Origin of the sequence: Saccharothrix lopnurensis, assembly GCF_042658445.1 — a bacterium.
In the GTDB taxonomy this organism is placed as follows: domain Bacteria; phylum Actinomycetota; class Actinomycetes; order Mycobacteriales; family Pseudonocardiaceae; genus Actinosynnema; species Actinosynnema lopnurensis.
In genome coordinates this window covers 21,069-43,558 of sequence record NZ_JBHSQO010000037.1, presented here as the reverse complement: position 1 = coordinate 43,558, position 22,490 = coordinate 21,069, and the positions used below count along the sequence as shown (strand labels likewise).

General features: G+C 75.4%; 2 protein-coding genes. Both read left to right on the top strand.

Translation table 11 applies throughout. The annotated features are described in order from the left end of the window. Window positions 1-29 precede the first annotated feature (29 nt). The gene (locus ACFP3R_RS27635) at window positions 30-17,600 is read left to right on the top strand and encodes a non-ribosomal peptide synthase/polyketide synthase (protein WP_380639876.1); all 17,571 of its coding nucleotides are present in this window, start codon (window positions 30-32) and stop codon (window positions 17,598-17,600) included. After that, window positions 17,597-22,474, top strand: coding sequence for an amino acid adenylation domain-containing protein (locus tag ACFP3R_RS27630; RefSeq protein WP_380639874.1), 4,878 nt, complete (start codon window positions 17,597-17,599; stop codon window positions 22,472-22,474). Before ACFP3R_RS27635 ends, ACFP3R_RS27630 begins: the two co-directional genes overlap by 4 nt. The last annotated feature ends 16 nt before the right edge of the window (window positions 22,475-22,490 follow it).

Genomic DNA, 22,490 nt, shown 5'->3' with positions numbered 1-22,490 from the left:
ACGAACGCGACGACTGGGAGCTGGTTGCGGTGACCACCACACACCCGAACGACGTGGCCCTGCCGGGCACGCACGAGCTGTTCGCCCGGCAGGCCGGGCTGACCCCCGGCGCGACCGCGCTGATCAGCGGGACCGAGCGGGTGACCTACGCCGAGCTGGACGCCCGCGCCGACCGGCTGGCCCACCACCTGCTCGGGCTGGGCACGCGGCCCGGTGACGTCGTGGGTGTGTGCCTGCCGCGCGGGGTGGAGCTGGTCCTCGCGGTCCTCGCGGTGCTCAAGGCGGGTGGCGCGTACACGGTGCTCGACCCGCGCTTCCCCGCCGCGCGGCTGACCGCGGTGTGCGAGCGGGCCGGTGTCCGGGTGGTGGTGTGCGAGGACGACGGGCCCTTCACCGGTTTCACCACCGCCGGCCCGACCAGCACCGACCCGGCAACCACCGCCCCGACCACCCCCGCCCCGACCACCTCCGCCCCGACCACCTCTGGGCACCTCGCCGCACCGACCGGCGCACCGGGTGTGGCGGTGTCGCCCGAGGACGTCGCGTGCGTCATGTTCACCTCCGGCTCCACCGGCGAGCCCAAGGGCGTCGTGGCCCCGCACCGGGCCCTGGTCGGCACGCTGTCCGGGCAGGACTACGCCCGCTTCGCCGCCGACGAGGTGTGGCTCCAGTGCTCGCCGGTCTCCTGGGACGCCTTCGCGCTGGAGCTGTTCGGCGCGCTGCTGCACGGCGGCACGTGCGTGCTCCAGCCCGGCGAGGCGCCCGAGCCCGCCGTCATCGCCCGGCTGCTGGTCGAGCACCGGGTGACCACCGCGCACGTCTCCGCGAGCCTGCTGAACTTCCTGGTCGACGAGCACCCGGAGGCGTTCGCCGGGCTGCGCGTGCTGATGACCGGCGGCGAGGCCGCCTCGACCCACCACGTCGCGCGGCTGCTCGACCGGCACCCCGGGCTGCGGCTGGTCAACGGCTACTCCCCCGTGGAGAACATGATCTTCACGCTGTGCCACGACATCCGGCCCGAGGACGCCCGCCGGCCGTCGGTCCCGGTGGGCAGGCCGCTGGCGGGCAAGCGGGCCGTGGTGCTCGGCCCCGACCTGCGGCCGGTGCCCGACGGGGAGACCGGCGAGATCTACATGGGCGGCACCGGCCTGGCCCACGGCTACCTGGGGCAGCCGGCGCTGACCGCCCAGCGGTTCGTCGCGGACCCGGCGCACCCCGGCGAGCGCATGTACCGCACCGGCGACCTGGGGCGGGTGCGCGAGGACGGCGCGGTGGAGTTCCTGGGCCGCGCCGACGACCAGGTCAAGATCCGCGGCTTCCGGGTGGAGCCCGCCGAGGTGCAGGCCGCGCTGACCGCGCACCCGCGGGTGCGGCAGGCGGCGGTCGTGGTGCGCGAGGACCGGCCCGGCGACAAGCGCCTGGTGGGCTACGTGGTGGGCGACGCGGAGCCGGCCGACGTGCGGGCGCACGTGGCCGGGCTGCTGCCCGAGCACCTGGTGCCCTCCGCCGTGGTGGTGCTGGACGCGCTGCCGCTGACCGCCACCGGCAAGCTGGACCGCAGGGCGCTGCCCGCGCCGACCTTCGGGTCTACTTCGGACAGTGCGCCGCGCACCGCCCGCGAGGAGGCGCTGTGCGGGCTGTTCGCCGACGTGCTGGGCCTGCCTTCGGTGGGCGCCGAGGACGACTTCCTGGACCTGGGCGGCCACTCGCTGCTGGTCGCCACCCTCGTCAGCCGGGTGCGCGCCGCGCTCGGGGTGGAACTGCGCGTCGCCGACGTGTTCACCCTCCGCACGCCCCGGGCGCTGGCCGCCGCGCTCGGCTCGGCCGCCACCGCCCGGCCCCCGCTGGTGCCGGCGCGGCGGCCCGACGTGCTGCCCCTGTCCTTCGCCCAGTCCCGGCTGTGGTTCCTCGACCAGGTCGAGGGCGGCGCCACCTACGCGGTCCCGGTGACCCTGCGGCTGCGCGGCGACCTGCGGCCCGACGCGCTGCGCGCGGCGCTGACCGACGTGGTGGACCGGCACGAGGCGCTGCGCACGGTGTTCCCGGTCGTGGCCGGCGAGCCCGCGCAGCGGGTGCTGGAGGCCGTCACCCCCGCCTGGCGCACCCACGAGACCACCGAGGAGGGCCTGGCGCCGCTCGTGCGCGAGCTGGCCTCGGTCCCCTTCGCGCTGGCCGACGAACCGCCGCTGCGCGCCCACCTGCTGCGGCTCGCGGCCGACGACCACGTCCTGCTGCTGGTGCTGCACCACATCGCGGGCGACGGCTGGTCCACCACGCCGCTGCTGCGCGACCTCGCCACCGCCTACCGCGCCCGCCTCGACGGCCACGCCCCCGGCTGGGCGCCGCTGCCCGTGCAGTACGCGGACTACGCGCTGTGGGAGCGCGCCGCGCTGGACCACGCGCTCGACGCGCAGTCGCGGTACTGGCGAGGGGCGCTGGCCGGGCTGCCCGAGGAGTCCACCCCGCCCGCCGACCGGCCGCGCTCCGCGACGCGCGGCGCGCACGGCGGCGTCGTGCCGCTGGAGCTGGGCGCCGGGCTGCGCCGGGAGCTGCGCGAGCTGGCCGGGCGCACCGGCACCACGCTGTTCATGGTGCTGCACGCCGGCGTGGCCGCCCTGCTCACCCGGTTGGGCGCGGGCACGGACCTGGCGATCGGCAGCCCGGTGGCCGGGCGGTCGGACGAGGCCCTGGACGAGCTGGTCGGCTTCTTCGTCAACACCCTCGTGCTCCGCACCGACACCAGCGGAGACCCGACCTTCACCGAACTCCTCGCCAGGGTCAGGGACACCGACCTGGCCGCCTACGACCACCAGGACCTCCCCTTCGACCGCCTCGTGGAGGAGCTCAACCCGGCCCGCTCGCTGTCCCGCCACCCGCTGTTCCAGGTCATGCTGGTGCTCCAGAACACCCCTCCCGTCGAGGCGGGGTTCCCGGGCCTGCGCACCGAGCACCGGGTGGTGGACCTGGACGTGGCCAAGTTCGACCTGACGATCGACGTCACCGAGACCGCCGACGGGATCACCGGCGCGGTCAAGTACGCGACGGACCTGTTCGACCGCGCCACCGCGGAGCGGTTCGCCACCGCCCTGGCCCGGCTGCTCGCGGCGGTCGCCGCCGACCCCGGCACGCCGATCACCGCCGTGGAGCTGCTCGACGCCGAGGAGCGCGAGCGCCTCCTGGTGACGTGGAACGGCGGGCCCGACGCCACTCCCCGCTGCGCGCACGAGCTGGTCGCCGAGCAGGCGCGCCGCACGCCCGGCGCCGTGGCCCTGGTGTCCGGCACGACCCGGGTCGACTACGCCGGGCTCGACGCCGCCGCCAACCGGCTGGCGCACCACCTGGTCGACCTCGGGGTGCTCCCCGGCGACGTGGTGGGCGTGCTGCTGGACCGCGACGTCGACCTGGTGGTGGCGGTGCTGGCGGTGCTCAAGACCGGTGCCGCCTACACCGCACTGGACCCGAGGTTCCCGGTCGAGCGGCTGACCGCCGTGGCCCGGTCGGCGGGCCTGCGGCACGTGGTGTGCGACCGGGGGCGGACTCTGCCCGGCGTCACCGCGGTCGATCCCCGGGCGGGCGCCGCGCACCCGGGGACCGCGCCCGACGTCGCCGTGGACCCCGCGGACGTGGCGTGCGTGATGTTCACCTCCGGCTCCACCGGCGAGCCCAAGGGCGTCCTGGGCACCCACCAGGGGCTGGTGGCCACGCTGACCGGTCAGGACTACGTGGACTTCGCCCCCGGCGAGGTGTGGCTCCAGTGCTCGCCGGTCTCCTGGGACGCCTTCGCCCTGGAGCTGTTCGGTCCGCTGCTGCACGGCGCGACCTGCGTGCTGCAACCCGGCCACGTCACCGATCCCGCCGTGATCGCGCGCCTGCTGGTCGAGCGGGGTGTGACCACCGCGCACCTGTCCGCGAGCCTGCTCAACCACCTCGTCGACGAGCAGCCCGCCGCGCTGCGGGGCGTGCGGCAGCTGATGACCGGCGGCGAGCCCGCCTCCGTGGCGCACGTGCGGGAGCTGCTGGCGCGCCACCCCGGCCTGCGGCTGGTCAACGGCTACTCGCCGGTCGAGAACATGATCTTCACGCTGTGCCGGCGGATCACCTCCGCCGACACCGCCCTGGCCACCGTGCCGGTCGGCGCGCCGATCGCGGGCAAGCGCGTCTACGTGCTCGACCGGCGGCTGAACCCGGTGCCCGTGGGCGTGCCCGGCGAGGCGTACATGACCGGCGGCCTGGCGCACGGCTACCTCGGCGCGCCCGGCGCGACCGCCGAGCGGTTCGTGGCCAACCCCTTCGAGCCGGGCACGCGCATGTACCGCACCGGCGACCTGGTGAGGTGGCGCGCCGACGGCGGCCTGGACTTCCTCGGCCGCGTCGACGACCAGGTCAAGATCCGCGGTTTCCGGGTCGAGCCGGCCGAGGTCCGCACCGCGGTGGAGCGGCACCCGGACGTCCGGCAGGCGGCGGTCGTGGTGCGCGAGGACCGGCCCGGCGACAAGCGGCTGGTCGGCTACGTCGTGCCGGAGCCGGGCACCGGGCTCGACGTGGCGGCGCTGCGCGCCCACGCGGTCGCGCTGCTGCCCGAGCACCTGCGGCCCGGCGCCTACGTGCTGCTCGACGCCCTCCCGCTGACCCCCAACGGCAAGCTGGACCGCAAGGCGCTGCCCGCGCCGGGCGCCGCCGTGGCCGTCGAGGGCCGCCGCCGGCCGCGCACGGTGCGCGAGCAGCTCGTGGTCGGCCTGTTCGCCGACGTGCTGGGGCTGGCGGAGGACGCCGTGGGCCTGGACGACGCCTTCTTCGACCTCGGCGGGCACTCGCTGCTGGCGGCCAGGCTGATCGGCCGCGTCCGGGGCGCGCTGAACGCCGAGATCGGGGTGCGCGACCTGTTCGACGCGCCCACCCCCGCGGCCCTGACCGAACGCCTCGACACCGCCCGCGCCGCCCGCACCCCCCTGCGACCCGCCGACCGACCCGACGACATCCCGCTGTCCCCCGCCCAGGCCCGCCTCTGGTTCCTCGACCAGTTGAGCGGACCCGGCGCCACCTACAACGTCGCCCACACCGTGCGGTTGCGCGGCGAGCTGGACGCGGACGCGCTGCGCGCGGCCCTGGCCGACGTGGTCGACCGGCACGAGGCGCTGCGCACGGTGTTCCCCGCGGTGGACGGCGTGCCGCGGCAGGTCGTGCGGCCGGCCCACGACGTCGGGCTGCCGGTGCTGGAGGTCGGACCGTCCGGTGTGGACGCGGCGGTGCGGGCGGGCGCCCGGCACGCCTTCGACCTGACCGCCGAGCCCCCGGTGCGCGCGAGCCTGCTGCGGATCTCGCCCGACGAGCACGTGCTCCTGCTGGTGCTGCACCACATCGCCGCCGACGGCTGGTCGATGAACCCCCTGCTCGACGACCTCGCCACCGCCTACCGGGCCCGGCTCGCCGGCGGCACCGCTCCCGACCGGACACCGCTGCCCGTCCAGTACGCCGACTACGCGCTGTGGCAGCGCGAGCTGCTCGACCAGGTCCAGGCCGACCAGCTCGACTTCTGGCGGCGGACCCTGGCCGGGCTGCCCGAGGAGGCGCCGCTGCCCACCGACCGACCGCGGTCCGCCGAGGCCGGTCCCGGGAACCGGATGGAGATCGCCCTGGGCCCGGAGCTGCACGCCGCGCTGCTGGAACTGGCCCGCGCCAACGGGTCCACGCTGTTCATGGTGGTGCAGGCGGCGTTCGCGACCCTCCTGACCAGGATGGGCGCGGGTACCGACATCCCCCTGGGCACCCCGGTGGCCGGACGCACCGACGAAGCCCTGGACCGCCTCGTCGGGTTCTTCGTCAACACCCTGGTGCTGCGCACCGACACCAGCGGAGACCCCACCTTCCGCGAGCTGCTGGCCCGGGTCCGGGAGTTCGACCTCGCCGCCTTCGACCACCAGGACCTGCCCTTCGACCGGCTGGTGGAGGAGCTGAACCCGGTGCGCGACCAGGCGAAGCACCCGCTGTTCCAGGTCGCGTTCGTGGTGCAGAACAACGCGGACGCGCGGCCCGAGCTGCCCGGCCTGGCGGTGGAGGTCGCCCCGGTCACCACCGGCACCGCCAAGTTCGACCTGACCCTGAGCGTGGCCGAGCGGCACGACGCGGCCGGCGCGCCCGCCGGGCTGACCGGTGACCTGGAGTTCGCCACCACCCTGTTCGACCACGACACCGCCGCCGCGCTGGTCGACCGGCTCACCGCCGTCCTGACCACCGTCACCGCCGACCCGGACACCCGGATCAGCCGGGTGGACGTGCTCACCGCCGCCGAACGGGACCGGCTCGCGGGCGGTCCGGTCGTCGACCCAGCGCGGGTGGTCGACGAGCGCTGCGTCCACGAGGTGATCGCGGCGCGGGCGGCGGAGCGCCCCGACGCCACCGCCGTGGTCTTCGAGGACACCCGCCTGACCTACGCCGAGCTGGACACCGCCGCCAACCGCCTCGCCCACCACCTCATCGACCGGGGCGTCCGACCCGGCGCGCTCGTCGGCGTCCTGCTGGATCGGGGCCCCGGGCTGGTCGTGGCGATCCTCGCGGCGCTCAAGGCCGGCGCGGGCTACACCCTGCTCGACCCCGCGTTCCCGCCGAACCGGGTGGCCGCGGTCCTGCGCGCCGCCGACGCGGTGGCCGTGATCACCGACGCGGCCGGGGCGGAGCACCTCGGCGCGGCCGACTCGCCGCCGCCCGTGCGGTTCGTCGACCTCGGCGCGGACCTCGGCGGCCTGCCCGCCGACGCGCCCGGGGTGGTCGTCGACCCCGCCTCGCCCGCGTGCGTCATCTTCACCTCCGGCTCCACCGGCAAGCCCAAGGGCGTGCTGGCCCCGCACCGCTCGATCGTGCGGACCCTCGTCGGCCAGGACTACCTGGACCCCGCGCCCGACCAGGTGTGGTTGCAGTGCGCGCCGCTGCCGTGGGACGGGTTCGCGCTGGAGCTGTTCGGCGCGCTGCTGTCCGGCGCGGTGTGCGTGCTGCAACCCGGCTCGGTCCCGGAGCCGGCCCGGATCGCCCGGCTGGTCGTCGAACACGGCGTCACGACCGTGTTCCTGTCCACCAGCCTGTTCAACTTCATGCTCGACGAGCACCCCGCGGTCTTCGACCGGCTGCGCCACGTGATGACCGGCGGCGAGGCCGTGTCGGCGGCGCACGTGGCCCGGGTCCTGCGCGACCACCCGCGCGTGCGACTGGTCCACGCCTACGGCCCGGTCGAGCACATGATCTACACCAGCACCCACGACGTCCGGGCGGAGGACACCGCCGGTCACACGGTGCCGATCGGCACCCCGTTGGCGGGCAAGCGCTCCTACGTGCTGGACCGCCGGCTCGAACCGGTCGCCCCGGGCGTGGTCGGCGAGCTGTACGTCAGCGGCACCGGCTCCGCGCACGGCTACGTGGGCGAACCCGGCCTGACCGCGGAGCGGTTCGTGGCCTGCCCGTTCGAACCCGGCGAGCGCATGTACCGCACGGGCGACCTGGTGAAGTGGCGCAACGACGGCACCCTGGAATTCGTCGGCCGCGCCGACGACCAGGTCAAGATCCGCGGCTTCCGCATCGAACCCGCCGAAGTCCAAGCCGCACTCGACACCCACCCCGGAGTGCGCCGCACCGCCGTCGTCGTCCGCGAGGACCGACCCGGGGACAAACGGCTCGTCGCCTACGTCGTGCCCGAGGCCGGTGCCGGTCTGACGCCGGCGGCCCTCGGCGCCCACGCCGCGGCCCTGCTGCCCCAGCACCTGCGGCCCGCCGCCCACGTGCTGCTGGAGCACCTGCCGCTCAACCCGAACGGCAAGCTCGACCGCGCCGCCCTGCCCGCGCCGCAGGTGGTCGCGGCCGAGCGGCGCGCACCGCGCACCACCCGCGAGGAGATCGTGGTCGGCCTGTTCGCCGCCGTGCTGGACCTGCCGGAGGACCGGATCGGCGCCGACGACGACTTCTTCGCCCTCGGCGGTCACTCCCTGCTCGCCGCCAGGCTCATCAGCCGCCTGCGCACCGCCCTGGGCGCGGAGATCGGCATCCGCGACCTGTTCGACGCGCCCACCCCGGCCGCGCTGAGCACCCGCCTGGACCGCCGGGCGGCCACCCGTCCCGCGCTGGTCCCGGCGTCCCGGCCGGACGAGGTGCCGCTGTCACCGGCCCAGGCCCGGCTGTGGTTCCTCGACCAGTTGCAGGGCGCGAACGCGGCCTACAACGTCGCCCACGCGATCCGCCTGCGCGGCACGCTCGACGCGGACGCGCTGCGCGCCGCCCTGGCCGACGTGGTCGACCGGCACGAGGCGCTGCGCACGGTCTACCCGGAGGTGAACGGCGAGCCCCGGCAGGTCGTCCTCCCGGTCGGCGACGCCGTGCCGGAGCTGCCGGTGCACGAGGCCACCGGGTCGGCCGCCGACGAGCTGGTCCGGGCCGGCGCCCGGCACACCTTCGACCTGACCGCCGAACCGCCGGTGCGCGCGAGCCTGGTGCGGGTGGCCGGGGACGAGCACGTCCTGGTGCTGGTGCTGCACCACATCGCCGGTGACGGCTGGTCGATGAACCCCCTGCTCGACGACCTGGCCACCGCTTACACCGCCCGCCTGGACGGGACCGCGCCGGGCTGGGCGCCGCTCCCGGTCCAGTACGCCGACTACACCCTGTGGCAGCGCGACCTGCTCACCCACGACCAGCTCGACTTCTGGCGGCGGACCCTGGCCGGCCTGCCCGACGAGGTCCCGCTGCCGACCGACCGCCCGCGCCCGCCGAGGTCCGACGGGCACGGCGAGCTGGTCGGGATCAGGCTGGACGCGGGGCTGCACGCCGCGCTGCTGGAACTGGCCCGCGCCAACGGGGTCACGCTGTTCATGGTGCTCCAGGCGGCACTAGCGTCCCTGCTCACCAGGATGGGCGCGGGCACCGACATCCCGCTGGGCACCCCGGTCGCCGGGCGCACCGACGAGGCGCTGGACCGGCTGGTCGGGTTCTTCGTCAACACCCTGGTGCTGCGCACCGACACCTCCGGCGACCCGACCTTCACCGAGCTGCTGGCCCGCGTCCGCGACACCGACCTGGCCGCCTACGACCACCAGGACCTGCCCTTCGACCGCCTGGTCGAGGACCTGAACCCGGTGCGCGACCCCGCCAAGCACCCGCTGTTCCAGGTCGCGTTCGTGGTGCAGAACAACGCCGACACCACCGCGTCCCTGCCGGGGGTGGAGCTGGAGGTCAGCCCGATCACCACCGGCACCGCCAAGTTCGACCTCACCTTCAGCGTGGCCGAGCGGCACGACGCGGCCGGCGCGCCCGCCGGCCTGGCCGGCGACCTGGAGTTCGCCACGGCGCTGTTCGACCACGACACCGCCGCCGCGCTGGTCGACCGGCTCACCGCCGTCCTGACCGCCGTGGCCGCCGACCCCGCCACCCCCCTCAGCCGGGTGGACGTGCTCACCGCCGCCGAGCGGGACCGGCTCGCGGGCGGTTCGGTGAGCGGCCCCGGGCGGGTGGCCGACGAGCGCGTCATTCACCGGATCGTGGCAGACCAGGCGGCGGCCACCCCGGACGCCACCGCACTCATCTTCGACAACACCCGCCTGACCTACGCCGAACTCGACACCGCCGCCAACCGACTCGCCCACCACCTCATCGACCGGGGCATCCGACCCGGCGCACTCGTCGGCATCCTGCTCGACCGGGGTCCGAACATGGTCGTGGCCGTGCTGGCGGTGCTCAAGGCCGGCGCGGGCTACACCCTGCTCGACCCCGGCTTCCCGCCGAACCGGCTCGCGGACCTGCTGGCGCGCACCTCCGCGCCGCTCGTGGTCACCGCCGAGCACCTCGCCGACCTGGTGCCGGGCACCTCGGCGGTGCTCGTCGGCGCCGACCGCGTCGCGGCGATGCCCGGCACCGCGCCCGCCGTGGACGTCACCCCCGACGACGCCGCCTGCCTGATGTTCACCTCCGGCTCCACCGGGGTGCCCAAGGGCGTGCTGGCCCCGCACCGGGCCGTGGTCGGCAGCGTCACCGGACAGGACTTCGTCGACTTCGGCCCCGACCAGGTGTGGTTGCAGTGCGCCCCGATGCCCTGGGACGCCATCGCGATGGAGCTGTTCGGCGCGCTGTTCACGGGCGGGGTCTGCGTCCTGCAACCCGGTCCCACTCCGGAGCCTGCCCGGATCGCCCGGCTGGTCGACGAACACGGCATCACGACCGTGTTCCTGTCCACCAGCCTGTTCAACTTCGTGCTCGACGAGCACCCCGAGGTGTTCCGGCAGGTCCGGCAGGTCATGACCGGCGGCGAAGCGGTGTCCGTGGCGCACATGGCCCGGGTGCTGCGCGAGTTCCCGCACGTCCGCCTGGTCCACGCCTACGGACCGGTGGAGCACATGATCTACACCAGCTGCCACCAGGTGCGGCCCGAGGACGTCACCGCCGGCGCGACGACCGTGCCCGTGGGCATCCCGCTGGCGCACAAGCGCTCCTACGTCCTGGACGAGCGGCTGCGCCTGACCGCGCCCGGCGCGGTGGGCGAGCTGTACGTCAGCGGGATCGGCTCCGCGCACGGCTACCTCGGTGAGCCCGGCCTGACCGCCGAACGCTTCGTGGCCAACCCGTTCGAACCCGGCAGCCGCATGTATCGCACGGGTGACCTGGTGAAGTGGCGCGGCGACGGCACCCTGGAATTCGTCGGCCGCGCCGACGACCAGGTCAAGATCCGCGGCTTCCGCATCGAACCCGCCGAAGTCCAAGCCGCACTCGACACCCACCCCGGAGTGCGCCGCACCGCCGTCGTCGTCCGCGAGGACCGACCCGGGGACAAACGGCTCGTCGCCTACGTCGTGCCCGAGGCCGGTGCCGGTCTGACGCCGGCGGCCCTTACCGCGCACGCGGCCGCCGTGCTGCCGATCCACCTGCGGCCCACGGCGCACGTGCTGCTGGAACGCCTGCCGCTCAAGCCCAACGGCAAGCTCGACCGCGCCGCGCTCCCCGCACCCACCCACGAGGACGGCGGCCACCGACGCACCGCCCGCACCGCCCGCGAAGAGATCCTGACCAGCCTGTTCGCCGCCGTGCTCGACCTCCCGGAAGCACGCATCGGACTGGACGACGACTTCTTCACCCTCGGCGGACACTCACTCCTCGCCGCCAAGCTCACCAGCCGCATCCGCACCGCACTCGGCGTGGACATCGGCATCCGCGACCTCTTCGACGCACCCACCCCGGCCGCGCTGAGCACCAGGCTCGACACCGCCCGCGCCGCCCGCACCCCCCTACGACCCGCCAACCGACCCGACGACATCCCGCTGTCCCCCGCCCAGGCCCGCCTCTGGTTCCTCGACCAGTTGCAGGGCGCGAACGCGGCCTACAACGTCGCCCACGCGATCCGCCTGCGCGGCACGCTCGACGCGGACGCGCTACGCGCCGCGCTGACCGACGTGGCGCACCGGCACGAGGCGCTGCGCACGGTGTTCCCGTCGGTCGACGGCGAACCGGCGCAGGTGGTCCGCCCCGCGGCGGACGTGCTGCTCCCCGTGCCGACCCGGGACGTCACCGAGGCCGAGGTGGACGGGATCGCGCGGACGGCGGCGCGGACGGCGTTCGACCTGACCGCCGACCTGCCGGTGCGCGCGGAGCTGCTGCGGGTGGCCGGGGACGACCACGTCCTGGTGCTGGTGCTGCACCACATCGCCGGTGACGGCTGGTCCATGACCCCGCTCCTGGACGACCTGGCCACCGCGTACCGCGCCCGCCTCGACGGCCAGGCCCCCGACTGGGCGCCGCTGCCCGTCCAGTACGCCGACTACAGCCTGTGGCAACACGACCTGCTCGCCGGGGACCGGGCCGCGGAGCAGCTCGACTTCTGGCGGCGGACCCTGGCCGGCCTGCCCGACGAGGTCCCGCTGCCGACCGACCGCCCGCGCCCCGGCGCGCCCCTCGGACGCGGCGACCTGGTGGGGATCGCGGTGCCCGCCGGGGTCCACCGGGCCTTGCTCGACCTGGCCCGCGCCAACGGCGTGACCCTGTTCATGGCCCTCCAGGCGGCATTCGCCACCCTCCTGACCCAGATGGGCGCGGGCACCGACATCCCCCTGGGCACCCCCGTCGCCGGCCGCACCGACGAGGCGCTGGACCACCTCGTCGGCTTCTTCGTCAACACCCTCGTACTCCGCACCGACACCAGCGGCAACCCCACCTTCACCGAACTCCTCGCCCGCGTCCGCGACACCGACCTGGCCGCCTACGACCACCAGGACCTCCCCTTCGACCGGCTCGTGGAGGAGCTCAACCCCACCCGCAGCCCGGCCAGGCACCCGCTGTTCCAGGTCATGACCGTGCTCCAGAACAACAGCGCGGCCACCGCGACCCTGCCGGGTCTCGACCTGGAGGTCCGCCCGATCACCACCGGCACCGCCAAGTTCGACCTGACCTTCGCCCTGACCGAGGAGCACGACGCGACCGGCGCCCCCGCCGGCCTGGGCGGCGAGCTGGAGTTCGCCACCGACCTGGTCGACCGCGACACCGCCACCGCCCTGGTCGACCGGCTCGTGCGGGTCCTGGCCGCGGTGACCGCCGACCCGGACGCCCCGATCAGCCGGGTGGACGTGCTCACCGCCGCCGAGCGGGACCGGCTCGCGGCCGGCTCTCCCCCGACCCACGAGCAGCCGCTGGAGGAGCGCGTCATCCACCGGATCGTGGCGGACCAGGCGGCGGCCACCCCGGACGCCACCGCACTCATCTTCGACAACACCCGCCTGACCTACGCCGAACTCGACACCGCCGCCAACCGACTCGCCCACCACCTCATCGACCGGGGCATCCGACCCGGCGCACTCGTCGGCATCCTGCTGGAGCGCGGCCCGGACCTCGTGGTCGCCCTCCTCGCGGTGCTCAAGGCCGGCGCGGGCTACACGCTGCTGGACCCGTCCTTCCCGGCGAGCCGGATCGCGGACCTGCTGGCGCGGGTCGAGGCCCCGCTCGTGGTCACCGCCGCCGACCTCGCCGGCCTCGTGCCGGGCACCCCGGTGGTGCTCGTCGGCGCCGAGGACATCGCCACCGCGCCGGGCACCGCACCGGACGTCGCGGTCACGCCCGACGACGCGGCGTTCCTGATGTTCACCTCCGGTTCGACCGGCATCCCGAAGGGCGTGCTGGCCCCGCACCGGGCGCTCGTGGGCAGCGTGACCGGTCAGGACTTCGTCGACTTCGGCCCCGACCAGGTGTGGTTGCAGTGCGCGCCCATGCCCTGGGACGCCTTCGCGATGGAGCTGTTCGGGGCGCTGTTCACGGGAGGGGTCTGCGTCCTGCAACCCGGGCGCACCCCCGAGCCGGCGCGCATCGCCGACCTGGTGGTCCGGCACGGCGTCACCACGGTGTTCCTGTCCACGAGCCTGTTCAACTTCGTGCTCGACGAGCACCCCGAGGTGTTCCGGCAGGTCCGGCAGGTCATGACCGGCGGCGAGGCCGTCTCGGTGGCGCACATGGCCCGCGTCCTGCGCGAGTTCCCGCACGTCCGCCTGGTCCACGCCTACGGACCGGTGGAGCACATGATCTACACCAGCACCCACCAGGTGCGACCCGAGGACACGACCGGCACCACCGTGCCGATCGGCACCCCCCTGGCCCACAAGCGCTCGTACGTGCTCGACGACCGGCTCCAGCCCGTCGCACCCGGTGTGGTCGGCGAGCTGTACGTCGCCGGTGTCGGCTCGGCCCGCGGCTACGCCGGCGAACCCGGCCTCACCGCGGAGCGCTTCGTGGCCTGCCCCTTCGAGCCCGGCGCGCGCATGTACCGCACCGGTGACCTGGTCAGGTGGCGCAACGACCAGACCCTGGAGTTCATCGGTCGCGCCGACGAGCAGGTCAAGATCCGCGGCTTCCGCATCGAACCCGCCGAGGTCGCGGCCACCCTGGACACCCACCCGGCGGTCCGCCGCAGCGCCGTCGTCGTCCGCGAGGACCGGCCCGGGGACAGGCGACTCGTCGCCTACGTCGTCCCCGAGGCCGGTGCCGCGCCCGACACCGCGGAGCTGCGCGCCCACGCGGCCGACCGCCTGCCCGAGCACCTGCGGCCCGCCGCCTACGTGCTGCTGGAGCACCTGCCGCTCAAGCCCAACGGCAAGCTCGACCGCACCGCACTCCCCGCACCCACCCGAGAAAGCGGCGGCGAACGGCGCACGGCCCGCACCGCCCGCGAGCAGATCCTGATCAGCCTGTTCGCCGCCGTGCTCGACCTCCCGGAAGCACGCATCGGACTGGACGACGACTTCTTCACCCTCGGCGGACACTCACTCCTCGCCGCCAAGCTCACCAGCCGCATCCGCACCGCACTCGGCGTGGACATCGGCATCCGCGACCTCTTCGACGCACCCACCCCCGCGGCCCTGGCCGAACGCCTGGACACCGCCCGCGCCGCCCGCACCCCCCTGCGACCCGCCAACCGACCCGACGACATCCCGCTGTCCCCCGCCCAGGCCCGCCTCTGGTTCCTCGACCAGGTCCAGGGCGGTGGCGCCACCTACAACGTGCCGCACGCGGTCCGCCTGCGCGGTGAGCTGGACGTGGACGCGCTGCGCGCCGCCCTGGCCGACGTCGTGGACCGGCACGAGGCGCTGCGCACGGTCTACCCGGCCGTGAACGGCGTGCCCCACCAGGTCGTCCTCCCGGTCGGGAGCGTGCCGCCGGACTTGCCGGTGCACGAGGTCACCGGGTCCGCCGCCGACGAGCTGCTCCGGACCGGCGGGCGGCACGTGTTCGACCTGACCGCCGAGGCCCCGATCCGGACCACCCTGCTGCGCACGGCGCCCGACGAGCACGTGCTCCTGCTGGTGCTGCACCACATCGCCGCCGACGGCTGGTCGATGAACCCCCTGCTCGACGACCTCACCACCGCCTACACCGCCCGCCTCGGCGGCCACGCCCCCGGCTGGGCGCCGCTGCCCGTCCAGTACGCCGACTACACCCTGTGGCAGCGCGACCTGCTCGCCCACGACCAGGACGGCCAACTGGAGTTCTGGCGGCAAGCTCTGGCCGGCCTGCCGGAGGAGACGCCGCTGCCCACCGACCGACCGCGCCCGCCGAGGTCCGACGGGCACGGGGACGTGGTGCTGGGGTCGGTGCCGGCCGACGTGCACTCGGCGCTGCTGGAGTTGGCCCGCGCCAACGGGGTCACGCTGTTCATGGTGCTCCAGGCGGCGTTGGCCACCCTGCTCGACCGGATGGGCGCGGGTACCGACATCCCCCTGGGCACCCCCGTCGCCGGCCGCACCGACGAAGCCCTGGACCACCTCGTCGGCTTCTTCGTCAACACCCTCGTACTCCGCACCGACACCAGCGGAGACCCCACCTTCCGCGAACTCCTCGCCCGCGTCCGGGACACCGACCTGGCCGCCTACGACCACCAGGACCTCCCCTTCGACCGCCTGGTCGAGGACCTGAACCCGGCACGGGCCTCGGGCGGCCACCCGCTGTTCCAGGTGATGTTCGTGCTCCAGAACAACAGCGCGGCGCGGACCGGGCAGGCCGGGCTGGAGCTGGAGGTCGAGCAGGTCACCACCGGCACCGCCAAGTTCGACCTGACCTTCGCCCTGACCGAGGAGCACGACGCGGCGGGCGCACCGGCCGGCCTGGGCTGCGGCCTGGAGTTCGCCACCGACCTGGTCGACCGCGAGACGGCCGCCGCGCTGGTGGACCGGCTCGCCGGGGTGCTGGCCTCGGTCGCCGCCGACCCGGACACCCGGATCAGCCGGGTGGACGTGCTCACCGCCGCCGAGCGGGACCGGTTCACCGGCGGGGCCGCGTCGGGGACCCCGGGCACGTCCGACGGGCGGTGCGTCCACGAGGTCGTCGCCGCGCAGGCCGCCGCCACCCCGGACGCCACCGCACTCATCTTCGAGGACACCCGCACCACCTACGCCGAACTCGACACCGCCGCCAACCGACTCGCCCACCACCTCATCGACCACGGCATCCGACCCGGCGCACTCGTCGGCATCCTGCTCGACCGGAGCACGGACCTGGTCGTGGCGCTCCTGGCGGCGCTCAAGGCCGGCGCGGGCTACACCCTGCTCGACACCGCGTCCCCGCCCGACCGGCTGGCCGACCTGGTCGAGCGGATCGCCGCGCCGCTCGTGGTCACCACCGGCGAGTTCGCCGGACTGGTGGCGGGCACGCCCGTGCTGCGGCTCGAAACCGACACCGACACCGACCGCGTCGCGGCGTGGCCGGCCACCGCACCGGACATCGCGGTCACGCCCGAGGACACGGCGTTCCTGATGTTCACCTCCGGCTCCACCGGGGTGCCCAAGGGCGTCGTGGCCCCGCACCGGGCCGTGGTCGGCAGCGTGACCGGACAGGATTTCGTCGACTTCGGCCCCGACCAGGTGTGGTTGCAGTGCGCGCCCATGCCCTGGGACGCCTTCGCCCTGGAGCTGTTCGGGGCGCTGTTCACCGGCGGGGTCTGCGTCCTGCAACCCGGCCGGACGCCCGAGCCCACGCGGATCGCCCGCCTGGTCGACGAACACGGCATCACCACGGTGTTCCTGTCCAGCAGCCTGTTCAACTTCATGCTCGACGAGTACCCGGAGGTGTTCACCCGGCTGCGGCAGGTGATGACCGGCGGCGAAGCGGTGTCCTCGGCGCACGTGGCCCGGGTCCTGCGCGACCACCCGCACGTCCGCCTGGTCCACGCCTACGGCCCCGTCGAACACATGATCTTCACCAGCACCCACCAGGTGCGACCCGAGGACACCGCCGGTCACACCGTGCCGATCGGCGTTCCCCTGGCGCACAAGCGCTCCTACGTGCTGGACCACCGGCTCGAACCGGTCGCCCCGGGCGTCGTCGGCGAGCTGTACGTCAGCGGCACCGGCTCCGCGCACGGCTACGTGCGCGAACCCGGCCTCACCGCCGAACGCTTCGTCGCCTGCCCCTACGAACCCGGCGAGCGCATGTACCGCACGGGCGACCTGGTGAAGTGGCGCAACGACGGCACCCTGGAATTCGTCGGCCGCGCCGACGACCAGGTCAAGATCCGCGGCTTCCGCATCGAACCCGCCGAAGTCCAAGCCGCACTCGACACCCACCCCGGGGTACGCCGCACCGCCGTCGTCGTCCGCGAGGACCGACCCGGGGACAAACGGCTCGTCGCCTACGTCGTCCCGGAACCCGGCGGTGCGCCGGACCCGGCCGAGCTGCGGGCGCACGCCGGGAAACTGCTCCCGGAGCACCTGCGGCCCTCCGCCCACGTGCTGCTGGAGCACCTGCCGCTCAAGCCCAACGGCAAGCTCGACCGCGCCGCCCTGCCGCGGCCGGACCTCCTCGACCGGCCCGCCGGCCGCAAGCCGCGCACCCCCCGGGAAGAGGTGATGTGCGGGTTGTTCGCCGAGGTGCTGGGCCTGGACGGCGAGGTCGGCGCGGACGACGACTTCTTCGCCCTCGGCGGTCACTCGCTGCTGGTGACCCGGTTGATCAGCCGGGTGCGGTCGGCCTTCGGGGCCGAGCTGTCCATCAAGTCCGTGTTCGAGAACCGCACCCCGGCCGCCCTGGTGTCGTGCCTCGGCGGAGCGGAGCAGGCCCGTCCCGCGCTGCGGCGCCGGGCCCGGTTGGAGGAGGTCCAGTGAGCGCGAAGATCCCCCTGTCGTTCACCCAGCGGCGGCTGTGGTTCCTCAGCCGGGCCGAGCCGGGTCCGGTCTACAACATCCCGCTGGCGCTGCGGCTGCGCGGCCCGCTGGACGTGCCCGCGCTGCGCGCCGCCCTGGCCGACGTGGTGGAGCGGCACGAGGTGCTGCGCACCGCCTACCCGGAGGTCGACGGCGAGCCCCACCAGGACATCCGGCGCGACGTGCCCGAGCTGCCGGTGGTGGCGGTGGCCGAGGGGGACCTGCCCGGGGCGCTGGACCGGGCGGCGCGGCACGTGTTCGACCTGACCTCCGCCCCGCCGGTCCTGGCGCGGCTGTTCGAGGTGTCCGACGAGGACCACGTGCTGCTGGTGGTGCTGCACCACGTCGCGGGCGACGGCGGCTCGATGGGCCCGCTGACCGGCGACCTGGCCGCGGCCTACGCCGCGCGGCTGGCCGGCCGCGCGCCGCGGCTGCCGGAGCTGCCCGTGCAGTACGCCGACTACACCTACTGGCAGCAGGACGTGCTGGGCGACCCGGACGACCCGGACAGCCGGTTCGCCCGGCAGGTCGGGCACTGGGCGCACGCGCTGGCCGGGCTGCCCGACGAGGTGGGCTTCCCGGCGGACCGGCCGCGGGCGGCGGTCTTCGGGAACCGGGGCGGCTCGGTGTCGGCGGAGGTGCCGGCGGAGGTCCACCGGGCACTGCTCGACCTGGCCGCCGAGACCGGGTCGACGCTGTTCATGGTGGTGCAGGCGGCGGTGGCGGCGCTGCTGACCCGGTACGGCGGCGGGACGGACGTGCCGTTCGGCACGGCCGCCGCCGGCCGCGCCGACGAGGCCCTGGAGGAGCTGGTCGGCTTCTTCGTCAACACCCTGGTGCTGCGCACCGACACCTCCGGCGACCCGACCTTCCGCGAACTGGTCACGCGGGTCCGCGACACCGACCTGACCGCCTTCGCCCACCAGGACGTGCCGTTCGAACGGGTCGTCGAGGAGCTCAACCCGCCCCGGTCGCTCTCCCGGCACCCCCTGTTCCAGATCATGCTCGTGCACGTCCCCGACGGCGGGGGCGGCCCGGCGCTGCCCGGCCTGCGCGTCGAGCCGGTGCCGCTGGGCACGGGCGGGGTCAAGTTCGACATGACGCTCGGCGTCCGCGAGCGCCCGACCGCGGGCGGCCTGCGGGTGGACTGGGACTACGCCGCCGACCTGTTCGACCGCGAGACCGTCGCGGAGTTCGGTCGGCGCCTGGTCCGGCTGCTCACGGCGGCGGCGGAGGACCCCGCCACGCCGATCGGCTCCCTGCCGCTGCTGGACCGGCACGAGCGGGAAGAGCTGACCAGGCCGGCCCAGGACCCCGTCCCGGGGTGCGCGCACGACCTGTTCGCCGCGCGGGCCGCCCGCACACCCGACGCCACCGCGCTGGTCCACGGGGACGGCCGGACCACCTACGGCGAGCTGGACGGGTGGGCGAACCGGATCGCCCACCACCTCATCGGGCGCGGGGTGCGGCCCGGTTCCGCGGTCGGGGTGCACCTGGACCGGGGCCCGGCCCTGGTCGCCGCGCTGCTCGGGGTGCTCAAGGCCGGCGGCTGCGCCACCGTGCTGGACACCGCGTTCCCCGCCGAGCGACTGCGGGCCGCGGTGCGGCGGGCGGGTGTGGACGTGGTGGTCGGCACGCCGCCGGCCGGGGTCGACGCCCGGTGGGTCGACCCGGGCGCGCCCGGTCCCGGCCACGCCCCCGCGGTGGCGGTGGACCCGCGCGACCCGGCGCTGGTCATGTTCACGTCCGGCTCGACGGGCGAGCCGAAGGGCGTGCTCGCGCCGCACCGCGCCCTGGTCGCCACGCTGACCGGCCAGGACTACGCGGAGTTCGGCGAGGGCCAGGTGTGGTTGCAGGCCGCGCCGGTGTCGTGGGACGCGTTCGCCACCGAGCTGCTCGGGCCGCTGCTCAACGGCGGCGCGTGCGTGCTGCACCCGGCGGGCCCGCCGGACCCGGAGGTCATCGCCCGGCTGGTGGTGGCGCACGGCGTGACCGTGTTCAAGGCGTCGGCGAGCCTGTTCAACCACGTGCTGGACCGCCACCCCGAGGTGTTCGCCACCGTGCGGCGCGCCATGACCGGCGGTGAGCCCGCGTCGGCGGCGCACGCGGCCAGGGCGCTGCGCGGGTTCGGGCACGTGCGGCTGACCAACGGCTACGGCCCGGCCGAGAGCATGGGCTACAGCACCGCGCACGAGATCACCGCGGCGGACCAGGGGGGCCGCTCGGTGCCGATCGGCCGTCCGGTGGCGGGCAAGCACGGCTACGTGCTCGACGCCCGGCTGGAGCCGGTGCCGCCGGGCGGGATCGGCGAGCTGCACCTGGCGGGCGCCGGCCTGGCGCTGGGCTACCTGGGCGCGCCCGGCGCGACCGCCGAGCGGTTCGTGGCAGACCCGTTCCGGTCCGGTGAGCGGATGTACCGCACCGGCGACCTGGTGCGGCTGCGGCCCGACGGGGTGCTGGAGTACGTCGGCCGGGTCGACGAGCAGGTGAAGCTGCGGGGTTTCCGGGTGGAGCCGGCCGAGGTGCGGGCCGCGGTGGCGACGCACCCGGCGGTGACCTCCGCCGCGGTCCTGGTGCGCGAGGACCGGCCGGGCGACCGGCGGCTGGTGGCCTACGTGGTGGGCGGGGCGTCCCCGGCCGAGGTGCGGGAGCACGTGGCCGAGCGGCTGCCCGAGCACCTGGTGCCCGCGGCGGTGGTCGTGCTGGACGCGCTGCCGTACACGGCCAACGGGAAGCTGGACCGGGCCGCGCTGCCCGCGCCGGACTACGCGGCGGCCGGGACCGGCGGCACGCCCCGGACCCCGCAGGAGGAGATCCTGTGCGGCCTGTTCGCCCGGGTGCTGGGGCTGCCCGCGCCGGTGGGCCCGGAGGACGGGTTCTTCGCCCTGGGCGGCCACTCGCTGCTGGCCACCAGGCTCATCAGCCGGGTGCGCGCGGCGCTGGGCGTGGAGCTGGGCATCCGCGACCTGTTCACCGAGCCCACGCCGCGCGGTCTCGCCGGCCGGCTGGCCCTCGCCGGGCGGGCCCGGCCCGCGCTGCGGCCGGTGGCGCGGCCGGAGCCGCTGCCGCTGTCGCACGCGCAGCAGCGGCAGTGGGCGCACCAGCGGGTGCACGGGGGCGCGGCCCACAACTCGCCCTGGGCGGCGCGGCTGCGCGGCGGGGTGGACGTGCCCGCACTGCGGGCGGCCCTGGCCGACGTGGTGGCCCGTCACGAGCCGCTGCGCACGGTGTTCCCGGTGGTGGCCGGCGAGCCGGTCCAGCGGGTGCTGGGCGCCGCGCCGGACCTGGCCGTCGCGCCGGTGGCCCCGGACCGGGTGGACGCCGAGGTGCGGGCCCTGACCGCGCACGTGTTCGACCTGGCGGTGGAGGCGCCGCTGCGCGCCCACCTGCTCGTGGTCTCGCCGGTGGAGCACGTGCTGGTGCTCGTGCTGCACCACATCGCCAGCGACGGCTGGTCCAAGGGGGCGCTGCTGCGCGACCTCGCCGACGCCTACGGGGCCCGGAAGGCCGGTGCCGCGCCGGGCTGGGCGCCGCTGCCCGTCCACTACGCCGACTACGCGTTGTGGGAGCGCGAGGTGCTGGGCGCCGAGGACGACCCGGGCAGCGTGGTCGCCACCCAGCTGCGGTTCTGGCGCGACACCCTGGCGGGCGCCCCCGCGCAGTTGGACCTGCCCGGCGCCCGGCCGCGACCGGCGGTCCGGTCGGAACGCGGCGGGCTGGTGGTGGCCGAGTTCGGCGCCGGGCGGCGCGACGCGGTGCGCGCGCTGGCGGGCGCCACCGGCAGCACGGTGTTCATGGTGCTGCACGCCGCGCTGGCCGGCCTGCTCACCCGGCTGGGCTCGGGCACGGACCTCCCGATCGGCTCGCTGGTCGCCGGGCGCACCGACGAGGCCCTGGACCACCTGGTCGGGTTCTTCGTCAACACGCTCGTGCTGCGCACCGACACCTCCGGCGACCCCACGTTCCGCGAGCTGCTGGCCCGGGTCCGCGACACCGACCTGGCCGCCTACGCCCACCAGGACGTGCCCTTCGACCGCGTCGTCCGGGAGCTCAACCCGCCCCGTTCGCTGTCCCGGCACCCGCTGTTCCAGGTGCTGCTGGTGCTCCAGAACGCGAGCGGCGCGGAGGGTCCCGCCCTGCCCGGTCCCGCGCTGCCGGGGCTGGAGGTGGAGCCGGTGGGCGCGTGGATGGGCACGGCGAGGTTCGACCTCTCGCTGGCCGTGGTCGAGGACGAGCGGATGACGGTGAACCTGGAGTTCTCGACCGACCTGTTCGACGAGGGCGCGGCCCGGTCGCTGGTCGACCGGCTGGGCCGGGTGCTCGACGCCGTCACGGCGGACCCGGACGTGCGGCTGGGCGAGGTCGACGTGCTCGGCGACGGGGTCCCGGCACCCGGTGCGGTACCCGCCTCCTCCCCACCCGCCTCTTCCCCGCCGGCCTCTTCCCCGCCGGCCTCTTCCGGGAAGCCCCCGACCCCCGTCGAACGCGCGCTGGCCGAGGTGTTCGCCGAGGTGCTGGGCGTGCCGGCGGTCGGCGTGGACGACGGGTTCTTCGAGCTGGGCGGCCACTCGCTGCTCGCCACCCGCCTGGTGTGGCGGATCAACGAGGAGTTCGGCTCGCGGCTGGACGCGCGAGCGGTGTTCGAGGCACCCACGGTCGCCGCGCTGGCCGGCCTGCTGGGCGGCTGCCCGCTCCCGCCCACCGGCGAGGTGCTCCCCCCGCACGACCCGGACGCGCTCGCCGCGCTGCTGGGCCCCCAACCCGGACCGGCGCCGACCCGGACCACCACCGACCGGACCGCTCACCCGCGCGTGCTCGCCGACCACCGCCGCTGACCCCACCCCGGAGGAA